Origin of the sequence: Aquimarina rhabdastrellae (assembly GCA_947387485.1) — a bacterium.
Classification (GTDB): Bacteria; Bacteroidota; Bacteroidia; order Flavobacteriales; family Flavobacteriaceae; genus Aquimarina.
In genome coordinates, this window is sequence record CANDNT010000009.1 from 16,933 (window position 1) to 43,077 (window position 26,145).

Here is a 26,145-nt window from a genome sequence, read left to right on the forward strand (position 1 = left end):
ATGTTACGACTTTAATAAAATTTATGCAAAATTGAGTCTAAATAAAATGAATATTAAAATGATAATGAGAATAAAGTAAGATTACTATAAATGCACTTTAACGATGTTTTGTGTATTATGTCGAATTTTTATGTTTTTGTTTTTTGATAGAAATAGAGATAATAGTAAAGCGAATTACATTTGTCCCAACAAAATGAATGACGAGATTAGTGTTGTGTTGAACTGAAAAGTAAGGATTATTTATTCCCCAAATGTAGTAATCATTTTTTGCCCCCATTTATCGAGTGATAAGCCTCTAGCCCCACAGAGGCTTTATTTTTTTATTGTAATTACCTAAAGAAATAATAGTCTTTTTAATATATGTTCTTTTAGAAAAGAATGTAAGGTATAATTTTTCATTACCGACAATTATACAGAAATTAGTAAAAAAGTTACTATGCAATCAAACTATTATAAAGGAGTAGAATTCTTTTTATTTTTTATTCTATTGCCGATAAGTTTTTTATGGTCGTATTCACCTAGTCTTAAGGTAGGATTTACCATAATAGGGTTTATTTATATATTATCACATTTGTATCGAGAAGGAGTTTTAAAAACTAAATTCCCTAAAAAAATAGTGTGGAGACATTTCTTTAAAGAAGCCATGATCAAATTATTGATTATAGCTATTGTCACAACCTTATATGTATATTTTATCGCTCCAGATAAATTGTTTGCAGTACTTTTAAAAAAGCCATCCTTATGGGGGATAATTTTATTGGTGTATACTTTTTTATCTGTTTGGCCCCAAGAAGTAATTTATAGAACTTTTTTCTTTACACGATACACTGCTTTAATCACTAACAAATGGTTATTGATTTTTATCAATGCAATCGTATTCTCATTAGCACATATCTTTTTAAAAAGTGCATTGGTACAAATACTTACTTTTATAGGAGGATTGTTATTTGCATATACCTATCACAAAACAAAGTCTACAACGATAGTATCTATAGAGCATGCAATCTATGGTAATTGGTTATTTACAGTAGGAATGGGAGGTATGTTAGCCTTTCCTGAAGCTTAAAGAAAAAACTTCCTGAAACATTATTGTTTCAAGAAGTTTATAAGTTGTTGAGTGGCTTTACCACGGTGACCAATTTTGTTTTTTTCGTCAAGCGAAATCTGTGCAAAAGTCTCGGTATATCCATCGGGTAAAAAAATAGGATCGTAACCAAAACCGCGATCACCTTGTTTAGTTTCGGTGATTTGACCTTTACAAATACCAGTAAATGTGTGTAAAGATCCATTATAGATCAATGCTATTACAGTTTTAAACTGTGCTTCTCTAGCGGATATACCTTCAAGTTTTGATAATACTTTATCCATATTGGCATTAGCATCTTTGGCTTGACCAGCATATCTAGCAGAGTATACACCAGGCTCATTATTGATAGCAGTGATTTCTAATCCAGTATCATCTGCAAAACAATCATAACCATAGTGTTGCTTTACGTATTCAGCTTTTTGAATAGCATTTCCTTCAATCGTAGGAGAAGTTTCAGGAATATCTTCGGTACAACCGATATCTTTTAAGCTTACCAGTTCGATCGATGCTGGTAATAAAGCCTGAACCTCTTTTAATTTATTTAGGTTATTAGTAGCAAAAACAAGTTTCATGATATATTAATCGTATTTAGCATCAAATTCAGTAGCCCATTTCCCTTGTACCTTAAGTACTTGTTCGATAACATCTCTCACACAACCTTTACCACCTTTTTTGTGAGAAACATATTTGGATGCATCCTTAATTTCAGAAACGGCATCTTGAGGACAAACAGGTAATCCTACCATTTGCATTACAGGTAAATCAGGAATATCGTCTCCCATATACAATACATTCTCTGCTTTGATATCATAAATATCAAGATACTCGTCTAATTGCTCTGTTTTGTGATGCGCACCTAAGTAAATATCAGTAATACCCAGACCTCTTAGTCTAGAACGTACTCCCTCATTAGTTCCACCAGAGATAATACATACATTATACCCTTGATTAACGGCTGCTTTTAAAGCATAACCATCTTTAATGTTCATGTTACGTAATAATTGACCATCGGTATTAATGATGATAGTACCATCAGTAAGTACACCGTCTACATCAAAAATAAAAGTAGTGATGTGTTGTAAATATTCTTTATAGCTTTTTTCCATGAGTAATTTGAATCGCTGTTGTAAGGGTTTTATATAAATCTATATGCTGTTGTTGTGTCAATGTCATTAAGTGACGTGATATCGTATTAGTATCGTTACGCTTTGCAGGACCTGTTTGAGCATTAAGTGGCGGTAGATCTTTAATTTTTAAAGCCGTTTCGCTAATAAGCGGAAATAAAATATCAAAAGGAATTTGATGTTCTTCACAAATCTCGTTTCCTACGGAATAGAGGTGATTGGTAAAATTATTTACAAACACAGCAGCTACATGCAAAACATTACGTTGTATAGATGATATTGGGTAATGTGGCGCTTTAAGCGAAAGGGCTAATTGTTGTAAAAGTAGCAAATCTGAAGCATGCTCGGCTTCTAAACATAACGGGATAGTACTAAAATCTACAGTTTTTGTACTGCTGAAGGATTGCAAAGGATAAAAAACACCACGTTTATGTCTTGAAGTTAATACATCCATAGGCGTACTACCAGATGTGTGCACTACCAACTTATCGGTAAACGGGATGCGATCTGAAACCGTTGCAATAGCATCATCACTTACAGCCAGGATATAAACATCAGCATCTGTGGTAAGTTCGTTAAGCGAATTTGTGACATGATGTTGAGGTTGTGTATCAGTCAAAGTGATTCCAGCACGATTGTAACACTGTACAATAGCAACATCGTCGGTTTTATCAAAAGCTGTATATAAATGCTTAGCTACATTACCAGATCCTATAAGTACAATACGTATCATGCGGTAAAAATACATAAGTTAATGAATGTACAGAATGACTTCTATAAAAATTGTAATAGAAAGAAGTGTTATAAGGGTGATACGTTGTAAAAATGAAAGCATAAAGAGTGAAAGAAACTTTAGAATAATCAACTATTTATGACAAGCGTATTTTACTATTATGCATAGGTATGTTATTGTAAAAAAGACGATTATAATGATGACTGATGAGATCTAATAAAATCAGTAAGATGATTTATGTTAAAAAGTTCAGAAAGACGATGTAATAATACTATTCAATAGAGGCTAATAGCTATAAATAAACTAAATTTGCACAGCAAAAAAATGACGAATTATTATGCAAAATAAATTAGTATCTCTATTGTTTTCGACACGTTTAATGGCAATATTATTTATTGTATTTGCAACGGCGATGGCAGTAGGGACATTTCTTGAAGATAGTTATGGTACTACTGCCGCTAGAATATGGATTTACAATGCTTGGTGGTTTGAAGCCATTATGGGAATATTTGTAATCAATTTCTGTGGTAATATAGTGCGATATCGTTTACATAAACGAGAAAAATGGCCTACACTAATTCTTCACTTAGCTTTTATCTTAATTATCGTTGGTGCTTTTATAACACGATATATCAGTTATGAAGGAATAATGCCGATAAGAGAAGGAGAGACAACTTCAGAATTTCTTTCAGAGAAAACGTACTTAACGATTTTTATGGATGGTGAAATCAACGGAGAGCCTAGACGAAGAGTATTGAGTAGACCTCTTGAACTAGCAGCTGCAACATCAAACGATTTTACTATTGATACAGATTATAACCAGCAACCAGTAACAATCTCTTATGATAATTACATCGAAGGAGCAAAAATGGGATTGGTTGAAAGCGAAGATGGAGAAAACTATTTAAAAATAGTAGAAGCAGGAGGCGGTAGTCGTCATGATCATTATCTAAAAGAAGGAGAAGTATCTAATATCCATAATATTCTTATAGCCTTTAATAAGCCTACAGACGGCGCGATTAATATTACCTATAAAAATGAGGAGTATTTTATAAAATCTCCATTTGAAGGAAACTATATGCGTATGGCAGATCAAATGCGAGGTACTGTCATCAAAGATAGTGTACAGCCATTAATGCTAAGATCGTTATATCAAACTGCAGGGATGCAATTTGTGATTCCAGATCCTGTGATTCAAGGAAAATATGATGTAGTACCTATAGAAGAAAAACAAAAAGGACAAGAAGATGCCTTGATTGTTAATGTTACTACAAATGGAGAAACAAAGCAGGTAAAAATGCTAGGAGGAAAAGGATTTGCAAACGATATGCAACAAATTACTATAGGAGATCTAGATTTCTATATGACTTATGGTTCTAAGCGTCTTAAATTACCATTTGCTTTAAAATTAAATGATTTTATAGCAGAAAAATATCCTGGAACAGAAAGAGGATATCGTTCTTATATGAGTAAAGTAGATGTGATATCAGATGGAAAAACAGAGCCTTATGATATATATATGAATCACGTATTGGATCACAAAGGATATCGTTTTTTCCAAGCTTCATTTGATCAAGATGAAAAAGGAACTATTCTTTCTGTAAATCATGATTTCTGGGGAACATGGATTACCTATATAGGATACTTTTTATTATATCTAGGATTGATGTTGATTCTGTTTATTAATGGATCACGATTTAGAGATTTAGAAGGAATGCTAGATAAAGTAAAAGCAAAGAAAAAGTCGTTGATGACTATTGCACTACTTTTATCTATAGGAGTAGGATATGCACAAACTAGTGAAGAAACTGCAACACACGATCACAGTACACATGCACAAGAAGGAGCTGCTCATGATCATAGTACAGCGGTAACACAAGAAGCAACTACGACTACACAAGAACATACATCATCACATATACCTCAAGCACCTACAGAAGCACAGATAGATTCTATTATAAAGAAATATACAGTAGCTCCAGAACATGCAGAGAAGTTTGGTAGTTTGGTGATTCAGGATGAAAGTGGTAGAATGAAACCTGTAAACACTTTTGCTTCAGAATTACTTAGAAAGCTGAGTAAAAGTGATAAATATAAAGGACTAAATGCAGATCAAGTGATGTTATCTATTCTGCAAAATCCTATCATGTGGTATTATGTGCCTATTATCGAACTTAACAGAAAAAATGATAGTATTCGTACCGTATTAGGTGTGCCAAAAAGTGTTAGACATGTAGCTTTAGTTGATTTGTTTAACGAAGATCAAACCTATAAGTTAGAACCTTATTTAGATGACGCTACAAGAACAACAACGCCTAATAGCTTTCAAAAAGATTATATCAAAACAAACGAAAGAGTATATCTACTAGATCAAGCGATTAGCGGAGATATCTTGAGAGTTTTCCCAGTACCAGAAGATACTAATAACAAATGGGTATCTCCACCTAGATTAAGCGAAGTAAAATTCACAGGGATGGATTCTGTGTATACAAGACAGATATTACCTATATATAGACAAGCATTGATAGAAGGAATTCAAACTGGAGATTATTCAAAAGCTGATCAATACTTAGAGAGTATGAAGAGTTTCCAAAAGAAATTTGGATCAGAAGTACTGCCGAGTGATAAAAAAATCGAAGGAGAATTATTTTTGAATAAGTACGATGTATTTAGAAGTTTATATAAATACTATGCAGTAATAGGTTTATTGATGATCTTCTTTGTGATTATTAGAATTTTAAAAGATTCTAAAATCATGAAAGGAGTGACCATAGGAGGAACAGGGATAATAATTCTATTATTTGCAGTACATACAGCGGGATTAATTATACGTTGGTATGTATCAGGACATGCACCATGGAGTGATGCCTATGAGTCTATGATCTATGTAGCATGGGCAGCAATGGCGATAGGATTGATCTTTGCGAGAAGAAGTAACCTTACTATGGCTGCAACGACTTTTGTGGCTGCAATGATTTTATATTTTGCACACGAAAACTGGACAGATCCAGCAATTGCCAACCTACAACCTGTATTGGATTCGTATTGGTTAATGATTCACGTAGCAGTTATTGTAGGTAGTTATGGACCATTTTTTATTGGAGCTATTCTAGGTATTATAGCGTTACTATTGATGATCATGACTACTACCAAAAACAAAAAACGTGTTTCGCTAGCAATTCAAGAAATTACCATTGTTAACGAGATGGCACTTACAGTAGGATTAGTGATGTTAACGATAGGAAACTTCTTAGGTGGTCAATGGGCTAACGAAAGTTGGGGACGCTATTGGGGTTGGGACCCAAAAGAAACTTGGGCATTAATTAGTATTATGGTTTATGCTTTTGTAATCCATATGCGATTAGTACCAGGGTTAAGAGGAAAATGGACATTTAACTTTTCCTCTATTGTAGCAGTGTATAGTGTATTAATGACCTATTTTGGAGTAAACTTTTATTTAAAAGGATTACACTCTTATGCTAGTGGAGATAAAGTAGTAACACCTACTGCAATATACTATTCGGTTACATTTCTGCTTGTGTTAGGAATTATCTCATTTTGGAGGTATAAAAAACATTATAAGAAATAAAGCATAAAATAATATAAATAGGATTGTTTATATGTTATTATATTTGCAATCCTAGTTCGGGATGTGGCGCAGTTGGTTAGCGTACACGTCTGGGGGGCGTGAGGTCGCTGGTTCGAGTCCAGTCATCCCGACACCCTAAGTAAAACCCTTTGCCTTGGCAAAGGGTTTTGTTGTTTATGAATAGTACTATACGATACTTTATAATCGAGATCAATTTTATAGTTAAAAAACTATAGCAATACCCTTAGAATACAGGAGTAAAGAGTAGAATACGTATGATTTTTAAGTTTAATAAAAATAAAAAGTATGAGGTAAAACTTTTTAATAAAGAGTATAAAACAAGATAATCAATACTGATGGTTTTTTAATAAAATGATAAGTAAAATATATAGAATCTCTAAAGATGTAAAACCTTGATAGTAAGGTGTGATGAGTTTTTAATGATTGATTTACGATGGTTTTGAGTTATTTAATATATGGTTTTAACGTATTTTATAAACAAAATAGTTTATTATATTTGATACAGAATCAAAACAAATCATTATGCGTAAATCATTATTTTTTCTAATTGCAATCTCTTTATTTTTTAATTCATGTACTAAGGAATCAGAAGTATCTGAGCCTATAAAAATAGAAGCAAAAGATTACGGAAAAATACATAATGAAGCAGTAAAAGCATATTTATATTCTCCTCAAAAAGATAAGAATTTTGACGGAGCTATTTCTGATATGTTAGAAGTTATTAGTGAAGAAATGGAAGTTAAATATCCTGGAGTATTTAAAAAAGAAAAGTTTGATATAGAGGCATTTTATAAAACTAATACAAAATCTCAGTTTGATGAAACTGCTTTAGAAACAATTCCTCTTTTATTTCAAGAAGCTATAGCAGATGGTAGGATTTCAAATAGAGTAGGAGAATTATTATCAGATATATATACTTCAAATTATACGCAAGAGCAAACTTTAGAAATATTAAACCAGTTTAAATCTAATGATTTAAGTACTGAAGAAGAAGAAGCTGTAATTATTTTTGAATCTACAGCGATAGCTTCATATGAGTTATGGAATGCTTATTATGAAGAAGAAATAGCCAAAGGAAATAAAAGTTGTAGACCTACTCAACAAATTATAATAGCAGATGCAGCAACAACAGTTTTAGGAACACTCTTAGCAGGTCCGTTTGGTGGTTTGGCAGGAGCGGCAGCATCGTTAATAGTTGAGCAAGGGACGAGTTCTAGAGGAGGTTGTATCTAAAAAAATAATAACTATGAATTTAGAAATTAAGAGAGATTTTTATTTGATGAATATGACATTCCCTTATAAAGTTTATATAGATGGAGAAATCCATAAAATACATAATGGAGAATCATTAAATTTAGAGTTAGAAGATAAAATCTACACATGTTATGTAAAGCTCTTTTATATTACCACTAAAAAAGTTGAAATAGATTTAACAAGATCTAATAAAACATTAGCGATTACTCCAGTATTTAACAATACACTTATAATCACTGCGATTATTCTTTTTTTTGGCAGTTTTGTTATTATGGGAATAGATGATACACTAATAGAAATGGTTATAAATGTGATTACCGTTTTAGCAGCATTCTATTTTCTTTCTATACTCTATTATTCTACTTTGGGATATAAAAATTATTTAAAGCTTAAGGTTTTATAGGGGGGAGATTAGGTATTTATATCGAAAACAATTCTTTTCTAGATTTTAAGTTAAAATCAGAATCTAAATGACTGATATCAAGAAGATCTTCTTGGTATAAATTATCAAGTACATTATATTTAATTAATAAACGTTTGAATTTAGGGAAAAGCAGAGAATTGTAATAAATCAAAAAGAGTTCTCCTGTTGACATTTGAGCTTGAACTAGGTTTGCATAGCTTTTTATATCGTATTTAATATGTTCTTTTTCTTCATTATTTGAAGCTTTATTTAATCTTTCTATTTCTACATTTTCTAGATATTTGAAGATATTATATAGATGACGGAAATAATGGCTTATTGAAAAATGAATTTTACTAAAGAATATTTTTGAGAGTTCTCTAGCTTGATTAAGATGATTTTTTTCTTTAAAATTCTCGAAAATTGATTCACTTACATTATAAAAATATAGTGTACGATGATAATTTCGAATGTCTAGTACTTCTGAATTTTCTATTGTAATTGTATCATAGATAGTATCTTTAGGAAAAGTAAGTTCTTTTAAGGCAGAGGATATTTCTAATAAAAAATATTTTGAACTATTAAAAAAGAGTTTACCAGTGAAATCTTCACGAGAATTACCTTGATTTATACAGACATGTACAGTTATTTCTTTTGATATTTCTCCTTGAGTTTTCAAAAGATTAAAAAAACCAGTTTGAAAGTTTTGTTCAATAAATTCTTCGCGAGTTTCTTTTAATTCTTTTTGTTGTAAGATTATAGAGTAAATAACACCAGCTAATGCTAAAGCTGAGAATAATGCATTAGCAAAACCAAATTTATCTCCAAAGGCACCTCTATTTGCAGGGGAACTGTATAGTGAATCAATGTATTGACCACTTAACAATAATAGCCAGATCAAAAAAATGACTACAAAAATTATTATTTGAATTACAGATAGGTGTTTTTTTACTTTTAACCATATTTTACTTTCTAAAATTTATTGTTGTTTCTCTGTTACTTATTAATAGAAAATTAATGCCAAAACTAGAATATTAAAAATCACTTGTAATGTGGTTTTTACATATTGTTTTTATGGTTATGTTGTCCTTTTGATTTTCCTTATGGTTTTCCGTAAAAAATGTGAATTTTTATTCACAGACTATAGTTTATAAGTAGTTGTAGATATTAGAATATTTACAGATAAGTTCTTGTAAATTTAGAAGATGGGTGAAGGTGATAATAAAAAAACTTTTGATAATAGTAATTTATAAATAAGTAATTAATGACAACTGATGAAGTAAGAAAGAAAATAGTTGAGTCTAAAAATTCAGAATGGTTTAAATCTGTAGAAATTGTAATTAAATATTCAAATATAGAATTTGAACAAAAATTAATAGGATTTAGTTCAATTCATAAGTTTTTTTCAGATCAAGTAATAGGATGGAATGAGTATTCGAACATCCCTAGAGAGTTAAATGTATCTAAGAGATATTTTAGTGATTGTAAAAATAGATTAGATAATTTTTTAAATAGTTATTTGATAGAGGAAGAATTTGTTATAAGTAATAATTGGGAGTCATGGAAAAGATTTTTGAATAATAAAAATGATTTGATTTTCACATACGAATCTCCATTTACAAAATTTTTGATTGAATTGAAAGAGAAAATACCTAATGCAGTTAATTCCGCTTTTAATTATTTTGTAAAGACTAATATCAACTTTTCTTCAAGAGAGAGTATAATAGGTGTTTTATTAGCTTATGAATTTGATTTTAAAGAAAAATCAATATTATTTCAAAGAACAAAAAAAGAACGTACTTCTTTAAATAGACTAAAAAATGATTATAAAAACCAAATATCCCAATCAGAAATAGATCGAATAAATTTCGTTGATAAATCTAAAGATGAGCTTAATAAGAAAAGTGAACAATGGGATTATTTTAGAAGCGAAAAAGATAACCAGTTTAAAGAGTGGTTCGATGGAGGAGAAAATAATATTGGGATTAAATCAGTTTTTGAAAACTTTAAGAAAAATAAGGAGCAGGTTTTTAATGAATGGATGAATGGAGATAATACAGATGAAAATATTGGAGTAAAGAAAGAAATAGAAAATCTTAAAGAAACATATAAAGAACTACTTAAACTTAAAGAGCCTGCAAATTACTGGAAAGATAGATCACAAAGTTTAAAAAATCAAGGTTGGTTTTTTGTTTCTATTTTGATTGCATTGGTTTTAATTGTTACACTTTCTCTTATACAATTATTATGGAATGCTCCTGAACAAATTTACGCGAGTTTTTTTGCTAAAGATAAAAGCGGAGCTATTAGATGGTCTATTATTTATATAACATTTATATCATTTATGGCTTTTTGTATAAAAGCTATTACTAAAGTAATGTTTAGTTCTTTTCATCTAGCAAGAGATAGTCAAGAGAGACATACACTTACATATTTTTATTTATCTCTTTTGAATGAATCAAATATAGAAAAGGAAGATAGACAATTAATTATGCAATCATTATTTAGTAGAGCCGATACTGGATTGTTAAAAGATGATTCAGGGCCTACTATGCCTAATGATATAGCTGGGAAAATATTTGGTGGGAAATAATAAGAGATTAATTCTTAATCTAAAAGAAATAGAATGATTAAAGCTATAGATTTTAATAATATTGAAAAGCTTAAAAAACTAGGTTTCGAAGGATTTGTAGAAGTTTTTGAATTAATAAATAATATAGGAGTTATCCCAGAGAAAATGGGTGTTTATTTAGTTTTGAATATAAATAATAATAAACCTGAGTTTTTGATTGAAGGAGTTGGAGGTTTCTTTAAAGAGAGAAATCCAAATGTATCTTTGGATATATTGAATGAAAATTGGGTTGATGATGTAAAAACAATCTATATAGGTAAAGCGGGAAGTCTAAAAAATAAGTCAACACTAAAGAGTAGAATAAAACAGTACTTAAAATTTGGAAAAGGAAAAGCCGTAGGTCATTATGGAGGGAGATTTATTTGGCAATTAAAGAATTATTCTGATTTAGTTTTTTGTTGGCTTGCTATTTCAGATTTTGAACCAAGAGAATATGAGAAATTAATGATAAAAGAATTTATTCAACAATATGGAAAAAGACCTTTTGCTAATTTAAAAGGATAAATACTATATACTTTTCATAAAACAAAAAAATCCAAACACTATTCTCTATAAGAAATAATGATTGGATTTTATATTTTAGATAAGACAAGCTTATTTATTGCCTTTCGTAATATTCATGATATTCGGTATATTCAACACCGTCAAGAGTTGTTCCGTCTTCATCGTCTTTAATAATAAAAGTATTAGGATTAACAAACTCGATCTGTAGATTATCCACTTCTTCAGGTTCTCCTGCCATTTTGGAAGTAAGTCGATAAGTGGTGTCATTAATTTTTTCCCATTTAAAATATTCAAATACGATACTCTCATCTGGAACACAAATATCGTTATCACCTTCATCAAAAGGAGTTAAATCTATAGTATTATCAGCTAGGAATTCGATAATCGTACTATTGTAACAATCTTGACCTATTTCTTCAATTTGAGATCCATCGTTAAGGATATAAACATCTTTTGTTGGCGACCATTTCCCAATAATTTGTTCTGGAGCAGGATCAAGTACAGTATCATCATCGTCTGATGGGCAAGCCATAAGTAACATCACTAAGGGAAGTAATAATAATTTTTTCATGGTGTTGATTTTTTTGATTTACTAGTAGATGCAGTTGAACACCAAAAGGTTGCGTCATTTTTTTGATTTATTTAAAGAATGATAATTAAGTATTAAAAAGAGCTATCGTTTTAGTTATAATTTTTTTTAATAGTATTTTTGGATAAGGAACCAATCATAAAATCAAATGAAAACATTTATCGAGAGATTAGAAAAGCGAGAATTAGATATCAAAAACTGGTTGCAACAAAATAACTTAGAATTCTTTTTAGCGAAAGCTGACGAAATATTAGCGAGCTTACCCAAAGAAACAATTCAAGCTGAGTTTAAAGAACAAATGCAAATAGCATTAGAGCACTGTGTAAAGAATGAAGAAATAAAATCTTTAGATTTCCAATGGTATTATGGTGGAGATACTGTCGATGATGCATATGCATATGGATTTGAAGAGTCTGATGACAAAGCAGCCTTATCTGCAACCGATTTGGGACCAAATGAACTATCGGGCATAGAAATAGAAATTGAACAAGGAAGCCTTGTTGATCAGGAATTTGCGAGTCTACCTGTATATCATGCTATTGATGCTATGGTTGAAAAAATAATTCCTCTTATAGAAGAATACGAAGAAAATAATGAACTTCACTGGGAAGCAGAAACAGTAATTACTGACTATTTTCAGATATGGAACTATAAAATAGCCAGTATCGTTTGCGAAGCATTAAAAGATGATGTTAGTGTACAAAAACTTAAAGCGAGAAGCCCTTTCTTGGTTACTATGACTAGACATGAAAGATGGTCTGTAGCGATGATGTTACTATCATAAAATTAAAAACAACTATATAGGATTTTATTGAGATATAAAGCTAAATGATTTCTTTTAAATAAAAAGTTGTATATTGCAACTAAATAATAAAAGATAGCGTTATTAAAAAGAAGCATTTAAATTCATCATCAAGGTTAATAAGTATAGCAGAACGTATACTATCTGGACATTTACAACAAAGTTTAAAAGAAAATGAAATAGACATTACTGTAGAGCAATGGAGGATACTTTTTTATTTATGGAAAGAAGATGGGGTAAATCAACAAGAGTTAGCTCTAATTGCCAAAAAGGAGAAAAGTACAATGACCAGGCAAATTGATGCACTTGAAAAAAAGGGATTAGTAGAACGAAAGAACTTATCCAAAGACAAGCGTAATAAACTTATTTTTTTAACAGCAAAAGGAAGAGCAATAGAAGATAAAGCATTAGCAATAGCAGGTAAAGTAACGCAAAGATCAGAAGAAGGAATAACAGCAGAAGAGCTTGAAGTATTTAAGAATGTACTTCATAAAATGCTAAAAAACTTAACCTAAATGTTTATCGATAAGAATAATATTGCTCAAACGCTTTCGATGGCAGAATGTATAGCCATTATGGAAGAACTATTCTCGATGGATTTTGAAAAGGAGACGATCAATCCATTAAGAGCAAAGATGTTTTTGCCTTCACCATCAGATGGTATTTTGGGGACAATGACAGGCTATATACAACCCTATAATCTTATGGGAGTAAAAGTGCTAAGTGTGTTTGCAAATAATTATAAAAAAGGAATTTCTTCGCATCAAGGAATTTTACATTTATTTGAAACTCATACAGGACAATTATTGGCAAGTTTAGATGCAGACGAGATTACAGCAATAAGAACAGCAGCTGTAAGCGCTCTGGCAACAAGAATGTTATCAAAAGAAAATGCGCAAACATTGTGTTTGATAGGTAGCGGAAAACAAGCTAGAAAACACCTAGAAGCAATGCAATTGGTAAGACCAATTACCAAGGTTAATATATGGAGTAAGAATAAAGCCAATGCGCTAAAACTAAAAGCCGCAATAGAAGAACAATATAGTATAACGATAACAGTCTTTGATACAGTAGCAAAAGCAGCAGCAAAAGCAGATATTATATGTACCGTGACAGCCGCAGAAACACCTGTTTTAAATACATTATCACTTAAACCAGATGTGCATATTAATGCAATAGGTGCTTGTAACGCAGATGTAAGAGAACTAACAACCGATGTAATATTATCTTCAAAGGTTTTTGTAGATGACTATTATACCGCTAGTAATGAAGCAGGAGATCTCATTATTCCGACTAATGAAGGTTATAAAATAGATAAACTGATAACAGGAGACTTATCAAGTTTGGTAAAAAATAAAGATATAAAACAACAATCTCAACGCACTGTATTTAAATCTGTAGGATTGGCTATAGAAGACATAGCAGCAGGATATTATTGTTATAAAAAAGCAAAGAAACTTTTTTTTATAACTAATAGTTGTAGTTAGCAACTATTTGATTGTGCTTTAAAAAGTATGAATTGAGGTAATTAAAAGATAAGATTATGAAATCAGAAAGAAGACGATTTATAAAAAACTTAGGAGTAGGTGCGGTAGGAATGACAATGTTACCGTCTGCGATAGCTTGTGATGCTAAAGAAGCAAAGAAGGTACCAGTTTCAACCCCAAAAAATGAAAAGAAAATACCTAACGAACTTCAAAAGTATTCTAGAAAAGCACTGCATCTCGTTAATACAACAACAAGTATTGATATGTTAGGTACCTATCAAGATTGGTTTCATGAGAGAGCCGGAAAGCGTCTTGGAGAATATTGGTTAACAGAGCCTAATGCTTTTACCCAAGAAGATTTTGTATTTGTGAAAAGTTCTGGGATTAATGTTTTTGGATGGGGAAGTATGCAACCTACCCATGAAGCTATGTTACAATTTATGGCAACACAAAACGGAATCATAGCGTCTAATCCAACCTATTTTGAACGTATAGATACTAAGCAGAAATTAGAAAATATCAATGCTTCAGAAAAAATAGGAATGCTGATTACAAATCAAAATTCTAGTCATTTTAGAACAGTAGATGATGTGGATATGTTTTATGGATTGGGACAACGTGTATCTCAACTTACGTATAACGGAAAAAATAAATTAGGATGTGGTGCTTTTGAAGATGAAGATACAGGACTTACAGCATACGGAAAAGAAATTCTTTTACGTATGAATGCGGTAGGAATGGGAGTAGATGTTTCGCATTGTGGAGATCAAACTACACTTGATGCAATAGCAGCTAGTACTGCACCAGTTTTAATTACTCATGGTGCATGTAGAAGTATAGCCAAAGGTTTAAGAAGATCAAAAACAGATGAAGCCATAAAAGCTATGGCTAAAACAGGAGGAGTTATCGGAATTCCGATTTTACGTTTTATGGTTAAAGAAAAAGAACCTGTAACTATAGAAGACTTCTTTAAGCATATCGACCACGTAGTACAATTAGTAGGAATAGAACATGTAGGTATAGGAAGTGATCAAGGATTGTATACAGAAGATTATGGTGCTTTAGAATGGAGAAAGAACAGATTAGAAAATGCACCAGCAAAATACCAAACACATACCAATGAAGAATATATGTTAACTATAGAAGGATTAAATCACCCTTATAGAACATATGATATAGCCGAAGGATTACTGAAAAGAGGCTATAAAGATAGCGAAGTAAAAATGGTACTAGGAGACAACTTTAAACGCGTACTAACCACCATATTCAAACATTAAGAACATTAGAAATTTTAAAAGTTAAATCATGAAAAAAATAATTTTCACCATAGTTGCAATAATGATGGTCACGGCAATTGCTGCACAAATACCAGATCAAATTAAAGCACGATTAATTACACTTACGTCCAAAGTTGATAAACTATCATCTACTACAGATATAAAAAGAGAATTAAGTTCATTTTTAAGTCAAGCTCCAAATGAAGAAATGAAGAAAGCAGCATATGACATTGTCTTAAAAAAAAGTAATTCTGAACAAGTTAAAAAAGCAGTTAAAGAACTATTAGAAGGCGTAAATAAAAATAAGGAAGATAAAGGGACTTATATAGTACTTAAAAATGCGACTGTTATAGATGCTGTATCTAACACAGGAAGAAGAGGAGATATATTGATTAGAGAGGAGAAAATTCATAAAGTGAGTTACAATGGACCAATTATAGCACCACAAGGAGCAACAACATATGATCTTAAAGGTAAATATATCATTCCGGGATTAATTGATGCTCACGTGCATATTACACATGGAACGTTTAAAGATGCACAAGAACAATTGAATACAGCATTAATGGGTGGTGTTACTGGAGTAAGAGATATGGGAGGAGATGGACGTATGTTAACACTCTTAAAAAAGAATACACAAATAGGAGAAGATATAGGCGCAGATGTATTTTTCTCAACGATAATAGCAGGACCTAATTTCTTTGATAATGACCCAAGACCACAACAAGTGGCAAAAGGAGCTGTAGCAGGAGAAGTTTCATGGCAACGTTCCATTACAAATGATTCCGATTTTAAACAAGTTATAGCTGAAGCTAAAGGGTTAGGCGCTACTGCTATAAAAGTATATGATAGTGTAGATAAAGAGTTGTTTAAAAAGATAGCAAGCGAAGCAAAACGCCAAGGGTTGAAAGTATGGGCACATGCTGTAGTACCACCAACCAAAGCTATAGATATTACAAACGGAGGAGCAGAAATGATGTCTCATGCAGGAGATATGATTGCGTATGAATTTTTGTCAGAATTAAAAGGAAGGCATGATTTTAAGTCAAGAGAAGAAGCTATTGCTTATAGAAAAAAACTGAAAGAAGTAAAATGGGATAAAAATGCTCCAGAAGTAAAACGTTTGTTTAATGCAATGAAAAAGAATAATAGTATACTAGATGCTACCTTATTTGTGTACTATGATGGATTGAGTAGACCTAGTAACGGAAGAAAAGTAGATTCGTCTAGATACAAAGCTGCTATGAAAGCGGTTAACATAGCAAAAAACATGGGAGTGAAGATAGGTGCAGGATCAGATCATGTAATTACTTATGGGAGATATCACCAGAAAACAGTAAACATACATAAAGAATTAGAATTATTAGTACAAGCAGGTTTATCTCCTATAGATGCTTTAAGAGCAGCAACTATAATTAATGCAGAAGGAATGGGAGAAGAAAAAAATATAGGAACAATAGAAGAAGGAAAACTAGCTAATATCGTTATTCTTGACGCAAATCCTCTTGAAAATATATCGAATACACGCAAGATAAAAGCAGTAATAAAAAGAGGTGAGTTATATGAGAAATAGTCCCTATTTCGTATTTAATTAAAGCGATATAAAGCAGCTTTTCTATATTTAGAAAAGCTGCTTTTTTTCAATAATCAAGGTTCAAATTCTCACGAGATAATTAGCAATTAAGTTTTGTGATAAGTGAAAAATAAAACAAGAATCCTATAAAAAAGTTAATGAAATTATATCTTCCACGACTATAACTCTAAGACACTTCCATTTTATTCTAATTTAAAAAAGAATAATACTTAGATTGGAAAAGCATCAATATAGGGAAAAGTTAATTAGACTAACCAGAAAACAAGTTATGAGTTTAGAGGATGAATTTAGAAAATGTATGACAAAAATCAGTCCTATTTCTGATATGACATTTAAAGAGTTGATGGCAATAACAACATTTGAAACATATGAAAAAGGAGCAACTTTTGTAAAAACAAAAAAGCGTAGTTCAAAAGAATTTATGCTACTAGATGGAATAAGTAAAAGCTATGTACATAACTTAAAGGGAGAAAGTGTGACTATTTCATTCTTTTTGGAAGGTAAGTTTATTACGCCATCATTTAATAGGGAAATAGAAGGAACTTCAAATGTAAATTTAATGGCGATGACAAACATCAGATTGGCAGTAATGGATTCGGCTAAGTTTGAAGAGATATTAATAAAGAGAAATGATTTAAAAACCTTTGGGAATGAAGTCTTACAAGATGAATTAGCTCAAAAAATAAATAAAGAAATAGGATTAGCATCATTAACAGCTAGAGAGCGATTACTTAATTTTAGAAAAAAATACCATCAATTAGAAAATATAATTCCGCACTCAGATATTGCTTCCTACTTAGGAATAACCAATGTAACCTTAAGTCGATTACGGAAAGATCTAAAAAATACATAAGTTAAATTTTTTCAGATAAAGAGAAGAGAGCCCCTAAATATTTTTAGGGGCTCTCTTTTTAACATTTGTTAATGGAAAAGGTTATAAAGCAAAATACTTTTGTCTTAATAATAAAGAAGTATAAACAGTTCTTAATCTATAAAATAAGTAATCGAAAAGATACCTTAAAATGATAAAGATAGAGATGTAATACAAGAAGAAATGATAATTAGTAGAATCAAAATCAAAAGAATAACTTAGATCATATATCATAAATAACTCCCATTAAAGCATTAGAATTTTAATTGAAAAAGAAGTCTTAATAAAAACATATGAAAAACAGAAATATATACATTTTAGGTCTTTTCCTTTTTACTTTGATTTACGCTTGTAAACAAAATGATAAAACTCCAGAAGAAAAGGTAAAAGAAGTTAAGACCAATAATGCTACTACTGAAAAAAGTGAAAAAATAAAAGCGACAGCAACAACAACTAGACATAAGAATGCTTGGAGTTATGAAGGCGAGACTAGCCCAGAGCATTGGGCAGAGATAGAAGCTAATGCAACCTGTGATGGTACTCATCAATCGCCTATAAACATCATTGAAGTTGATACAAAAAAAGAAGTTTCTGGTTTAAAAGAAGAAGATATACACTATAAAGAACTAACAACGATATACAGTGTGACTAATAACGGACACTCCATTCAATATAACTTTAAAGATGACGAAAATTATGTGTCTTTTAAAGACAAGAATTATGTGTTAAAACAGTTTCATTTCCATTCTCCATCAGAGCATACCATTAATGGGATACGATATCCTTTAGTAATACATATGGTACATCAAAGCTCAGAAAAAGACTTTGTGGTATTTGCCTTTATGGTTAAAGAAGGAGAAGCGAGCAAACCATTTAGTTTTATAGAAAGTTACTTACCAGTTAAAGAAGGAGAAACTAAAATAATCGAAAAACCATACGATTTTAATGAAAGTGTAGCATACAACGCAAGTCATTTTTATTACAAAGGATCTTTAACAACACCGCCATGTACTGAAACTGTTAACTGGTTTGTTTTTAAAGAACCAATTACAGCTTCTCTGGATCAAGTAAAAGCCTTATCAGAGTTAATGCCAAAAAATAATTATAGAAATGAACAACCCCTAAATGATAGAACTGTTCTTTTAAGTAAATAATGTAGACCAAATCATGAAAAAAATTGCCTATAGCTCTTTTGTAATCATAGCTATTATAGCAATGTTAATTTATGGAAAGAGTGTGCTCATACAATTTGTTTTTGCATTGTTATTATGGTTTTTAACAAAAAGGATTAGACAAGCAATAGAGAGAATTCAGATCATAAAAAAGATGTTCCCAAAATGGTTAAAAAACATCATAGCATTCTTTTTAATATTTATGAGTTTGGGTTTTATTACAGATATTCTAATCAATAATATTAATGAGTTATCAAGTTCATACTCAGAATATCATAAAAATATAGAACAAATATTAAATAGACTGGGGAGCTTAGCAAAAACAAACTTGATAGAAACATTAGCAAAAATGCTAAAAAGCATTGATTATGGAAGCTTTTTTAACAGTTTAGCAAATGTGATATCTGGAGCATTAGGCAATGTTTTCATGGTGCTTATTTATGCAGTTTTCATTTTTCTAGAAGAACATAATTTTAAAGAAAAATTAAAAAAAATCTTTATAAAAGAAGATAGCTATAACAAGACGAATATCATACTACTAGAAATAGAAACATCTATATCTAATTATATTTTATTAAAAACGGTTGTAAGTCTTATAACAGGAATTCTGAGTTATATCGTATTGGCTATAGTGGGAGTAGATGCCCCAGTATTTTGGGCATGTTTGATTTTTATACTCAATTATATACCTACAATAGGATCGTTGATAGCCACTGTTTTTCCTGCGATATTTAGCTTATTACAGTTTGGCGAATTGTGGCCATTTTTGGTAGTGTTATTTGCTGTAGGAGTAATACAAATTGTGGTAGGTAACTTTATAGAACCTAAAATAATGGGGAAATCTCTAAATATAAGCCCATTAGTGACAATTTTGGCACTTGCTATTTGGGGTAAAATATGGGGGATAACTGGAATGATATTATGTGTGCCAATTACGGTAATCATGATCATTACCTTCTCATATTTTAAAAGTACTAAAGCTATAGCAGTAATGCTATCTGAAGAAGGAAAGTTTATAAAGAATAAATAAATGTGATTAAATAGTTCTGCTATTCTTTAATAATGAGAATGTTGAACACAATTAAAAATAAATAATTATGGAAAAGTCATTTGAAGATTTTTGGGATGGATTGAAAAAGAAAGCTCAAAAAGAATGGGAATTAACAGAACAAGAAATTGAGAAAGTAAAAGGAAAAGTAGACAATTTTGAAGAAGTTGTAAAAGAAAAATTCGGAACCTCTGTTGAAGAAGCTAGAATAAAAATACGAGAACTATATGATGAATATGATGAGTTAAAATGGGAAGGTAGAGCAGAAACGGTAAAAGGTAGAGCACAAGAATTTTGGGGAAACATATCAGATAATGATTGGGAGAAAATTAAAGGAAGTAAAACGAGATTTGTAGGGCATTTAAAAGAAAAATTCGGAAAGTCTCAACAAGAAGCTTTAAAAGAGTTTGATAAATTTTTAAAAAGTATTTCAGATAAATAATTTTCTTCTTTTTAAGAACACCTTTTGTTACAAGACTTAAGACTTAAGGTGTTCTAAATTAGAATAAAAAATTGTAGTGAATACATTCTATGAATAAGTGTATACTATTTTTGGTAGTTGTAGTCTTAGGACTATCATCTACTTATGGGCAAATAGTTAATATGGAGTCTTTAAGAAGAGCTAGTGATACTTCAAGGTGGTCAGGAAATGCAAGTATCAATTTTAAATTAACTCAAAATACAAACAAGATAATTGAAATGTATTCAAGAATACATTTACAACATGTAAAAAATAAACATACATTTTTGTTTGTAAACGATTATGATTTTAAAGAATCTAATGATAATCGATTAATAGATAAAAGCATACAACATTTAAGATATAATTATAAAATAAATCAACGGTGGAGTTGGGAAGCTTTTACACAAGCACAGTCTAATGAAGTTTCAAGTATTGAATTAAGATGGTTATTAGGAAGCGGAGTTAGAATGGCTTTAAATCCGGTAAAACAATTGAAGATATATATAGGTACGGCAGCGATGTATGAATATGAGCATTTAAAAGAAGAAACAAAAAATCTATACCATAATTATGCACGTAATAGTACATATATGTCATTTAAGTTCTTTCCTAATGACAAGGTTTCTCTTGTAGGCTCAATATATTATCAACCTAGATTTGATCGTATTAATGATTATAGAATTTCAAGTGATAATGTATTACTGATAAAACTATTCAAGAATTTAAGCTTTAATACACATTTTACAATTTGGCATGATGCTTTTCCTGCTTTAGGAATAGAAAAAACACAATATAAATTGACAACAGGATTGACATATATTTTTAACAAGTCATAAAAATTAAAGTGATCATTAATAAAAGTTAAGAGTTAGGTACATGGTCATCAATTAATATAGTGTAATCTATATTAATAGAAAACGAAGCGATAAAAAGCTTCGTTTTTTTTATGGAGTAAGCTGAACTTCTTTTAAATTAAAAGATTATGGATAAATTCAAATAGCTTTAGAAAAACTAGTTAATGATTCGTTATCGGTATTAAAGAACCCTCCTTTATTATGCTTTCGAGCTAGTGATTGTTTTACTATAGCTAAAGAAACATATAGCATATTACGTAATTCAGCTAAATCTAGGTTGAATTGCGTTTGACTATACATATGATCAATAAGCATGATCCATTGTTCTATTTGTGTTTTTGTGTGTACAAGTTCTGCTGTCGTTCTTATAATCCCTACAGTACGATGCATTAATTCTTGTAATTGCTGACGATAAGTAGTAATTAAAGTAGAGGATACTTGTTCTTGTCGTAGCGAAATATCACTACTTCTTAGTGTTATAGTTACAGTTGAGGTATCTAGGATTGTACTTAAATAAGTAAACGTATTATGAGCATAAACCAATGCTTCTAACAAAGAGTTAGATGCTAATCTATTAGCTCCATGTAAACCAGTACGGGTACATTCTCCACAAGCGAACAGGTTTTTAATCGAAGTTTGACCATTTTGATCTACATTAATACCTCCACAAATATAATGAGCAGCAGGAACTACAGGAATCCAATCGGTAGTGATATCAATGCCTATAGCTAAGCATTTTTCATATATAGTAGGGAAGTGCTTTTTAAAAGCAAAAAGATCCAAATGTGTACAATCTAAAAAAACATGGGTATGTCCTTCTTTTTTTAATTCGTTATCAATACATCTAGAAACAATATCCCTTGAAGCAAGTTCTGCTCTGGCATCATAACCCAGCATAAAACGATCACCATTTTGATTTCGTAAATATGCGCCAAAACCTCGTACAGCTTCTGAGATTAAAAAAGAAGCTCCTTCGCTTTTTTCATGTAAAACAGTAGGATGAAACTGTATAAATTCCATATCGGCTATGGTAGCTTGTGCTCTAATTGCCATAGCAATACCATCACCAGTAGCAATGCTAGGATTAGTAGTATGCCCATAAATAGTACCAATACCTCCAGTACAAAGTAAAGTAGCAGATGCTTGAACAGTTATTACAGTATGATTGTTTTGATTGATAATGTATGCACCATGACAAATATTAGCTGTAGTAATGAGATCTAAAGCAAAATGTTGTGATAGTGTAGTAATGTTAGAAAGTTGATGAATACGATTTAATAAAGCAGTTTCAATTTCGTAACCCGTACAATCTTTATGATGAGCTACTCGGTATTGAGAATGACCACCTTCTTTTCCTAAGTTAAAATGACCATTAGTATTGGTATCAAAATGAGTACCCCAAGTAACTAGCTCGTTAAAGCGTTTGGGGCCTTCTTTTACAACCATAGTAACTACATCTTGATCACAGAGGCCATCACCAGCAATTAAGGTATCTTGTATATGTTGTTCAAAAGAATCTTCTTTTTCATTTAATACGATAGCGATTCCGCCTTGAGCGTATTTTGTATTAGATTCTTCTTCATTACTTTTGGTAACTATAAGCACTTTTTTTTCAGGAAATTGTTCAGCCATTTTTACAGCAAAAGTCAATCCTGCAATTCCGGAGCCTATAACAAGATAATCAGTTGTAATCATGATTATGTTGATAACGTTAACATTCGTTCAATAGGTAATAATGCCTTTTTACGTAGCGATGGTGCTACGGTAATATGAGGTGTTTCATGCAGTAAACAATCGTATAGTTTTTGTAACGTATTTACTTTCATATAACCACATTCACTACAAGCACAAGTATTGTCTTCGACTGCTGGTGCAGGAATTAAAGTGGTATTAGGAACTTGCTCTTGCATTTTATGTAAGATACCAGCTTCTGTTGCTACAATATACATTTCATCTGGATATTGCTTGACATAATTAATCATTCCAGCTGTAGAACCTATATAGTGTGCTAGATTTAAAATATGTGTTTCAGATTCAGGATGTGCTATGATTTTTGCAGTAGGATGTTTTTGATATAAAGCAACAAGTTTTTCAAAAGAAAACGCCTCATGTACGACACAACTACCGTCCCATAACACAAGCTCTCGACCAGTTTGTTTCATGATATAGCGTCCTAAGTTTTTGTCTGGAGCAAAAATAATAGGTTGACTTTTTGGGATACTATTGATGATATCTAGTGCATTTGAAGATGTACAAACAATATCTGATAAAGCTTTAATTTCTGCACTACAATTAATGTAGGTCACTACTTTGTGATCTGGATGAGCTGCTACAAAATTTTTAAAAAGATCAGGCGGACAAGAGTCTGCTAAGGAGCATCCTGCATTGAGATCTGGTAATAATACTTTTTTATGAGGATTTAGGATTTTTGCTGTTTCTGCCATAAAATGTACTCCAGCAAAAACGATAACATCTGCATCTGTTTGTGCAGCTTTTTGAGATAACCCTAAACTATCTCCTACATAATCAGCAATATCTTGAATAGCTTCAGTTTGATAATAGTGAGCTAAAATGATAGCGTTTTTTTCCCTTTTTAACGCTTCAATTTGTTCTGTAAGATTCATATTCTAATTTCAATGGAGTAAAAATAGAATAGCTTAAAGAGTTTAAAAATGATATTCGTCAGCTAAAAATGTATAATGATTTGATGAAATACTGGCCTATGTAAAGCGTAATTCTGAAAATATTAAATAAAGAAAATCATGAGATCGCTATAAACTTTAATGAGGAAGTTTGTTTTTTAAAATTCCATAAAGAAAGGTACCTAATATAGCGGCTATAATAACAATTAAAATACTGTAATAACCTGCGCCTAGAAGTACAAACATAGGACCAGGACAAGCTCCTACTAATCCCCAACCTAACCCAAAGAGAATACCACCCAACAGATAGCGATAAAGAGATATATCTTTTTTATGAAATTGAATAGGCTTTTTTTGAAATGATTTAATATTAAATTTCTTGATACTATAAATACCTATTATACCTGAAAGAAGAGCTGTACTTATAATACCATACATATGGAAAGAGCCAAAAGTGAACATTTCGTAGATGCGGAACCATGAAGCGGCTTCAGATTTATACATAGTGATACCTAAAGCAATTCCTATAAAAAGATAACTAAAGAATTTGAGGAGTAGTTTCATATAAATTACGAGTTTTAAAAAAAGAAAGGAAAAAGAAAATGAATCATGATAAGACCACCGATAAAAAAACCTATTACAGCTATTAAAGAAGGTATTTGAAGGTCGCTTAAACCAGAAATGGCATGACCAGAAGTACATCCACCTGCATATCGAGCTCCAAAACCTATGAGCAAGCCTCCTAAACTAAGAATGCTTATTTTTTTTAAAGAAAAATCATGAAGATCAAAAATCGAAGAAGGTAAATAAGTCTCTTCAATATTTTTAAATCCTAATTGCTCTAGACGTTGCAGTGTATTATTATTTAATTGCAATGAATCAGTAGCAGACATATAGTTTACAGCTATATAACCACCAATAATACTGCCTAATAAGACAAGAAGGTTCCATCGCTGTTTTTTCCAATCAAAGCAAAAGAACTCACATGTTTTATCTGCATTACATAAAGTACATAGCGTTCTAAGGTTTCCAGAAATCCCAAAGTTTTTTCCTAATAAGATTAATAAAAACATGATAACTGAAATACTAATACCCGAAAAATACCATGGCCAAGGATCAAATAAATTAAGCATAATGTAATCGTTTGTTACAAAGAACTTAAAGAGAACCCCTGTAGTCAGTAACTTGGGTTACTTATCACAGAAAAATTGTTATTAATGTTCGTACCTTAAAATAGAGAATAAAAGAAGCTCGATATCTAATTATCGAGCTTCTCTTTTACAAAATCAATGTATAATTGAGTAAGTAATATTAATAGTACAGTTATATGGCTTTTATTTTTCCGATAGCACAGCTTATGTATGATTTAGCTTTACTACTAAGTGCGTTTTTTTCGTCAATGACAGGGTACCCCATATCTTTAAGTTTGCTTTTTACCAAAGAAAGATCAATTGATTCTTGATGTTTAAGATGTATAGCTGTATGAGCTAAATCAATCTTTAAAGATGTGATGTCGGTACATTGTAATAGTTTTTGAGTAATACTGTTTACACAACCATTACATTTTAGATTATGTATATAAAGTGTAGTTTCCATATCATAAAATGAATTAGAATGTATATTGTTTTTTCCAAGCATTAAAACCTCCTTTAAGATCATAAATAGTTGTAAATCCTAATTTTACTAATTGTTTGGCTGCTTTATGACTGCGATTTCCAGAGCGACAATAAAGTAGGACTGGGGTATCTTTATGGAGTTTACTAAAATGAGTTTTAAAAGCTGTAGTATTAAAAAAATTGATTAGTAATGCTCCTTGAATATGTCCAGATCGATATTCATTAGTAGTTCTTACATCAATAAGATGAATATTAGAATTTGACAATTGCTTTTTGAAATCAAAAGCATTTAATACGTGTATAGCAGTATTATGAGATGGAGTTTTAGTTTTAAAAAGGGCAGATAAAAAAGACATATTAGAATAAGATTGAGATAAAATTTC

Annotated in this window: 27 protein-coding genes and 1 tRNA gene; 17 read left to right on the forward strand and 11 right to left on the reverse strand. The window is 30.8% G+C overall.

Going from position 1 to position 26,145, the window contains the following annotated elements; genetic code table 11:
• The first annotated feature begins 436 nt into the window (after positions 1-436).
• Positions 437-1,066, forward strand: coding sequence for a CPBP family intramembrane glutamic endopeptidase (locus ACYEKI_RS13625; RefSeq protein ID WP_459211753.1), 630 nt, complete (start codon positions 437-439; stop codon positions 1,064-1,066).
• 20 nt (positions 1,067-1,086) lie between these two features.
• Here the strand turns inward: ACYEKI_RS13625 and ACYEKI_RS13630 are convergent, their stop codons facing one another.
• From ACYEKI_RS13630 to ACYEKI_RS13640, 3 genes are read right to left on the reverse strand one after another with little or no spacing between them, the layout of a single operon-like run.
• Complete coding sequence (locus ACYEKI_RS13630; protein WP_459211754.1) at positions 1,087-1,659, reverse strand: non-canonical purine NTP diphosphatase; 573 nt, start codon at positions 1,657-1,659, stop codon at positions 1,087-1,089.
• Between the two features lie 6 nt (positions 1,660-1,665).
• Positions 1,666-2,193, reverse strand: coding sequence for a KdsC family phosphatase (locus ACYEKI_RS13635; protein WP_459211755.1), 528 nt, complete (start codon positions 2,191-2,193; stop codon positions 1,666-1,668).
• Positions 2,177-2,944 (reverse strand): Rossmann-like and DUF2520 domain-containing protein, encoded by a 768-nt coding sequence (locus ACYEKI_RS13640; RefSeq protein ID WP_459211756.1) that lies wholly within the window; start codon positions 2,942-2,944, stop codon positions 2,177-2,179. The genes ACYEKI_RS13635 and ACYEKI_RS13640 overlap by 17 nt, the downstream gene beginning before the upstream one ends.
• Positions 2,945-3,281: 337 nt before the next feature.
• On the opposite strand from ACYEKI_RS13640, the gene ACYEKI_RS13645 reads away from it, so the two are divergent.
• From ACYEKI_RS13645 to ACYEKI_RS13660, 4 genes are all read left to right on the forward strand, one after another.
• On the forward strand, positions 3,282-6,533 hold the full coding sequence (locus tag ACYEKI_RS13645; RefSeq protein WP_459211757.1) for a cytochrome c biogenesis protein: 3,252 nt from the start codon (positions 3,282-3,284) through the stop codon (positions 6,531-6,533).
• A gap of 57 nt (positions 6,534-6,590) precedes the next feature.
• Positions 6,591-6,664, forward strand: a tRNA-Pro gene (locus ACYEKI_RS13650).
• A gap of 412 nt (positions 6,665-7,076) precedes the next feature.
• Entirely contained in the window at positions 7,077-7,787 is a 711-nt protein-coding gene (locus ACYEKI_RS13655; RefSeq protein WP_459211758.1) for a hypothetical protein, read from the forward strand.
• 13 nt (positions 7,788-7,800) lie between these two features.
• A complete protein-coding gene (locus tag ACYEKI_RS13660; protein WP_459211759.1) occupies positions 7,801-8,211 on the forward strand; it encodes a hypothetical protein in 411 nt (136 codons plus the stop codon).
• 16 nt (positions 8,212-8,227) lie between these two features.
• On the opposite strand, the gene ACYEKI_RS13665 is transcribed toward ACYEKI_RS13660, so the two are convergent.
• Positions 8,228-9,112, reverse strand: a complete 885-nt coding sequence (locus tag ACYEKI_RS13665; RefSeq protein ID WP_459211760.1) for a putative phage abortive infection protein — start codon at positions 9,110-9,112, stop codon at positions 8,228-8,230.
• Positions 9,113-9,475: 363 nt separating this feature from the next.
• Between ACYEKI_RS13665 and ACYEKI_RS13670 the strand changes: the two genes are divergently transcribed.
• Together ACYEKI_RS13670 and ACYEKI_RS13675 are read left to right on the forward strand one after the other, a co-directional pair.
• Complete coding sequence (locus ACYEKI_RS13670; protein WP_459211761.1) at positions 9,476-10,804, forward strand: DUF6161 domain-containing protein; 1,329 nt, start codon at positions 9,476-9,478, stop codon at positions 10,802-10,804.
• 33 nt (positions 10,805-10,837) lie between these two features.
• Entirely contained in the window at positions 10,838-11,347 is a 510-nt protein-coding gene (locus ACYEKI_RS13675) for a hypothetical protein (protein ID WP_459211762.1), read from the forward strand.
• A 94-nt stretch (positions 11,348-11,441) separates the two neighbouring features.
• Here ACYEKI_RS13675 and ACYEKI_RS13680 read toward each other — a convergent pair whose 3' ends face one another.
• Complete coding sequence (locus ACYEKI_RS13680; RefSeq protein WP_459211763.1) at positions 11,442-11,918, reverse strand: hypothetical protein; 477 nt, start codon at positions 11,916-11,918, stop codon at positions 11,442-11,444.
• A gap of 166 nt (positions 11,919-12,084) precedes the next feature.
• Here ACYEKI_RS13680 and ACYEKI_RS13685 point away from each other — a divergent pair, with 166 nt between their 5' ends.
• The 10 genes from ACYEKI_RS13685 (at position 12,085) to ACYEKI_RS13730 (ending at position 21,486) form a co-directional block, all read left to right on the forward strand.
• Positions 12,085-12,720 carry a hypothetical protein gene (locus ACYEKI_RS13685; RefSeq protein WP_459211764.1) on the forward strand — a complete coding sequence of 212 codons (636 nt, stop codon included), beginning with the start codon at positions 12,085-12,087 and terminating at the stop codon, positions 12,718-12,720.
• 197 nt (positions 12,721-12,917) lie between these two features.
• A complete protein-coding gene (locus ACYEKI_RS13690) occupies positions 12,918-13,253 on the forward strand; it encodes a MarR family winged helix-turn-helix transcriptional regulator (RefSeq protein ID WP_459211887.1) in 336 nt (111 codons plus the stop codon).
• Complete coding sequence (locus tag ACYEKI_RS13695; protein ID WP_459211765.1) at positions 13,254-14,225, forward strand: ornithine cyclodeaminase family protein; 972 nt, start codon at positions 13,254-13,256, stop codon at positions 14,223-14,225.
• Between the two features lie 56 nt (positions 14,226-14,281).
• Positions 14,282-15,502, forward strand: coding sequence for a dipeptidase (locus ACYEKI_RS13700; RefSeq protein ID WP_459211766.1), 1,221 nt, complete (start codon positions 14,282-14,284; stop codon positions 15,500-15,502).
• Between the two features lie 28 nt (positions 15,503-15,530).
• Positions 15,531-17,075 carry an amidohydrolase family protein gene (locus tag ACYEKI_RS13705; RefSeq protein ID WP_459211767.1) on the forward strand — a complete coding sequence of 515 codons (1,545 nt, stop codon included), beginning with the start codon at positions 15,531-15,533 and terminating at the stop codon, positions 17,073-17,075.
• Positions 17,076-17,364: 289 nt separating this feature from the next.
• Positions 17,365-17,949: a Crp/Fnr family transcriptional regulator gene (locus ACYEKI_RS13710; RefSeq protein WP_459211768.1), complete on the forward strand. Its 585-nt coding sequence runs from the start codon at positions 17,365-17,367 to the stop codon at positions 17,947-17,949.
• 311 nt (positions 17,950-18,260) lie between these two features.
• Positions 18,261-19,121, forward strand: coding sequence for a carbonic anhydrase (locus ACYEKI_RS13715; protein ID WP_459211769.1), 861 nt, complete (start codon positions 18,261-18,263; stop codon positions 19,119-19,121).
• Between the two features lie 13 nt (positions 19,122-19,134).
• The gene (locus ACYEKI_RS13720; protein ID WP_459211770.1) at positions 19,135-20,169 is read left to right on the forward strand and encodes an AI-2E family transporter; all 1,035 of its coding nucleotides are present in this window, start codon (positions 19,135-19,137) and stop codon (positions 20,167-20,169) included.
• A 67-nt stretch (positions 20,170-20,236) separates the two neighbouring features.
• Positions 20,237-20,629: a CsbD family protein gene (locus ACYEKI_RS13725; protein WP_459211771.1), complete on the forward strand. Its 393-nt coding sequence runs from the start codon at positions 20,237-20,239 to the stop codon at positions 20,627-20,629.
• Between the two features lie 89 nt (positions 20,630-20,718).
• The gene (locus ACYEKI_RS13730; protein WP_459211772.1) at positions 20,719-21,486 is read left to right on the forward strand and encodes a DUF481 domain-containing protein; all 768 of its coding nucleotides are present in this window, start codon (positions 20,719-20,721) and stop codon (positions 21,484-21,486) included.
• Between the two features lie 156 nt (positions 21,487-21,642).
• Here ACYEKI_RS13730 and nadB read toward each other — a convergent pair whose 3' ends face one another.
• The 6 genes from nadB to ACYEKI_RS13760 all read right to left on the reverse strand — a co-directional run bounded on the left by nadB (position 21,643) and on the right by ACYEKI_RS13760 (position 26,118).
• Positions 21,643-23,199 carry an L-aspartate oxidase gene (nadB, locus tag ACYEKI_RS13735; RefSeq protein WP_459211773.1) on the reverse strand — a complete coding sequence of 519 codons (1,557 nt, stop codon included), beginning with the start codon at positions 23,197-23,199 and terminating at the stop codon, positions 21,643-21,645.
• Positions 23,200-23,201: 2 nt separating this feature from the next.
• Positions 23,202-24,128, reverse strand: coding sequence for a quinolinate synthase NadA (nadA, locus tag ACYEKI_RS13740; protein ID WP_459211774.1), 927 nt, complete (start codon positions 24,126-24,128; stop codon positions 23,202-23,204).
• A 156-nt stretch (positions 24,129-24,284) separates the two neighbouring features.
• Positions 24,285-24,710 carry a DUF6691 family protein gene (locus ACYEKI_RS13745; protein ID WP_459211775.1) on the reverse strand — a complete coding sequence of 142 codons (426 nt, stop codon included), beginning with the start codon at positions 24,708-24,710 and terminating at the stop codon, positions 24,285-24,287.
• 14 nt (positions 24,711-24,724) lie between these two features.
• Positions 24,725-25,279, reverse strand: a complete 555-nt coding sequence (locus ACYEKI_RS13750; RefSeq protein ID WP_459211776.1) for a YeeE/YedE family protein — start codon at positions 25,277-25,279, stop codon at positions 24,725-24,727.
• Between the two features lie 190 nt (positions 25,280-25,469).
• Positions 25,470-25,784, reverse strand: coding sequence for a heavy-metal-associated domain-containing protein (locus tag ACYEKI_RS13755; RefSeq protein WP_459211777.1), 315 nt, complete (start codon positions 25,782-25,784; stop codon positions 25,470-25,472).
• Positions 25,756-26,118 carry a rhodanese-like domain-containing protein gene (locus ACYEKI_RS13760; RefSeq protein WP_459211778.1) on the reverse strand — a complete coding sequence of 121 codons (363 nt, stop codon included), beginning with the start codon at positions 26,116-26,118 and terminating at the stop codon, positions 25,756-25,758. Before ACYEKI_RS13760 ends, ACYEKI_RS13755 begins: the two co-directional genes overlap by 29 nt.
• Positions 26,119-26,145 lie beyond the last annotated feature (27 nt).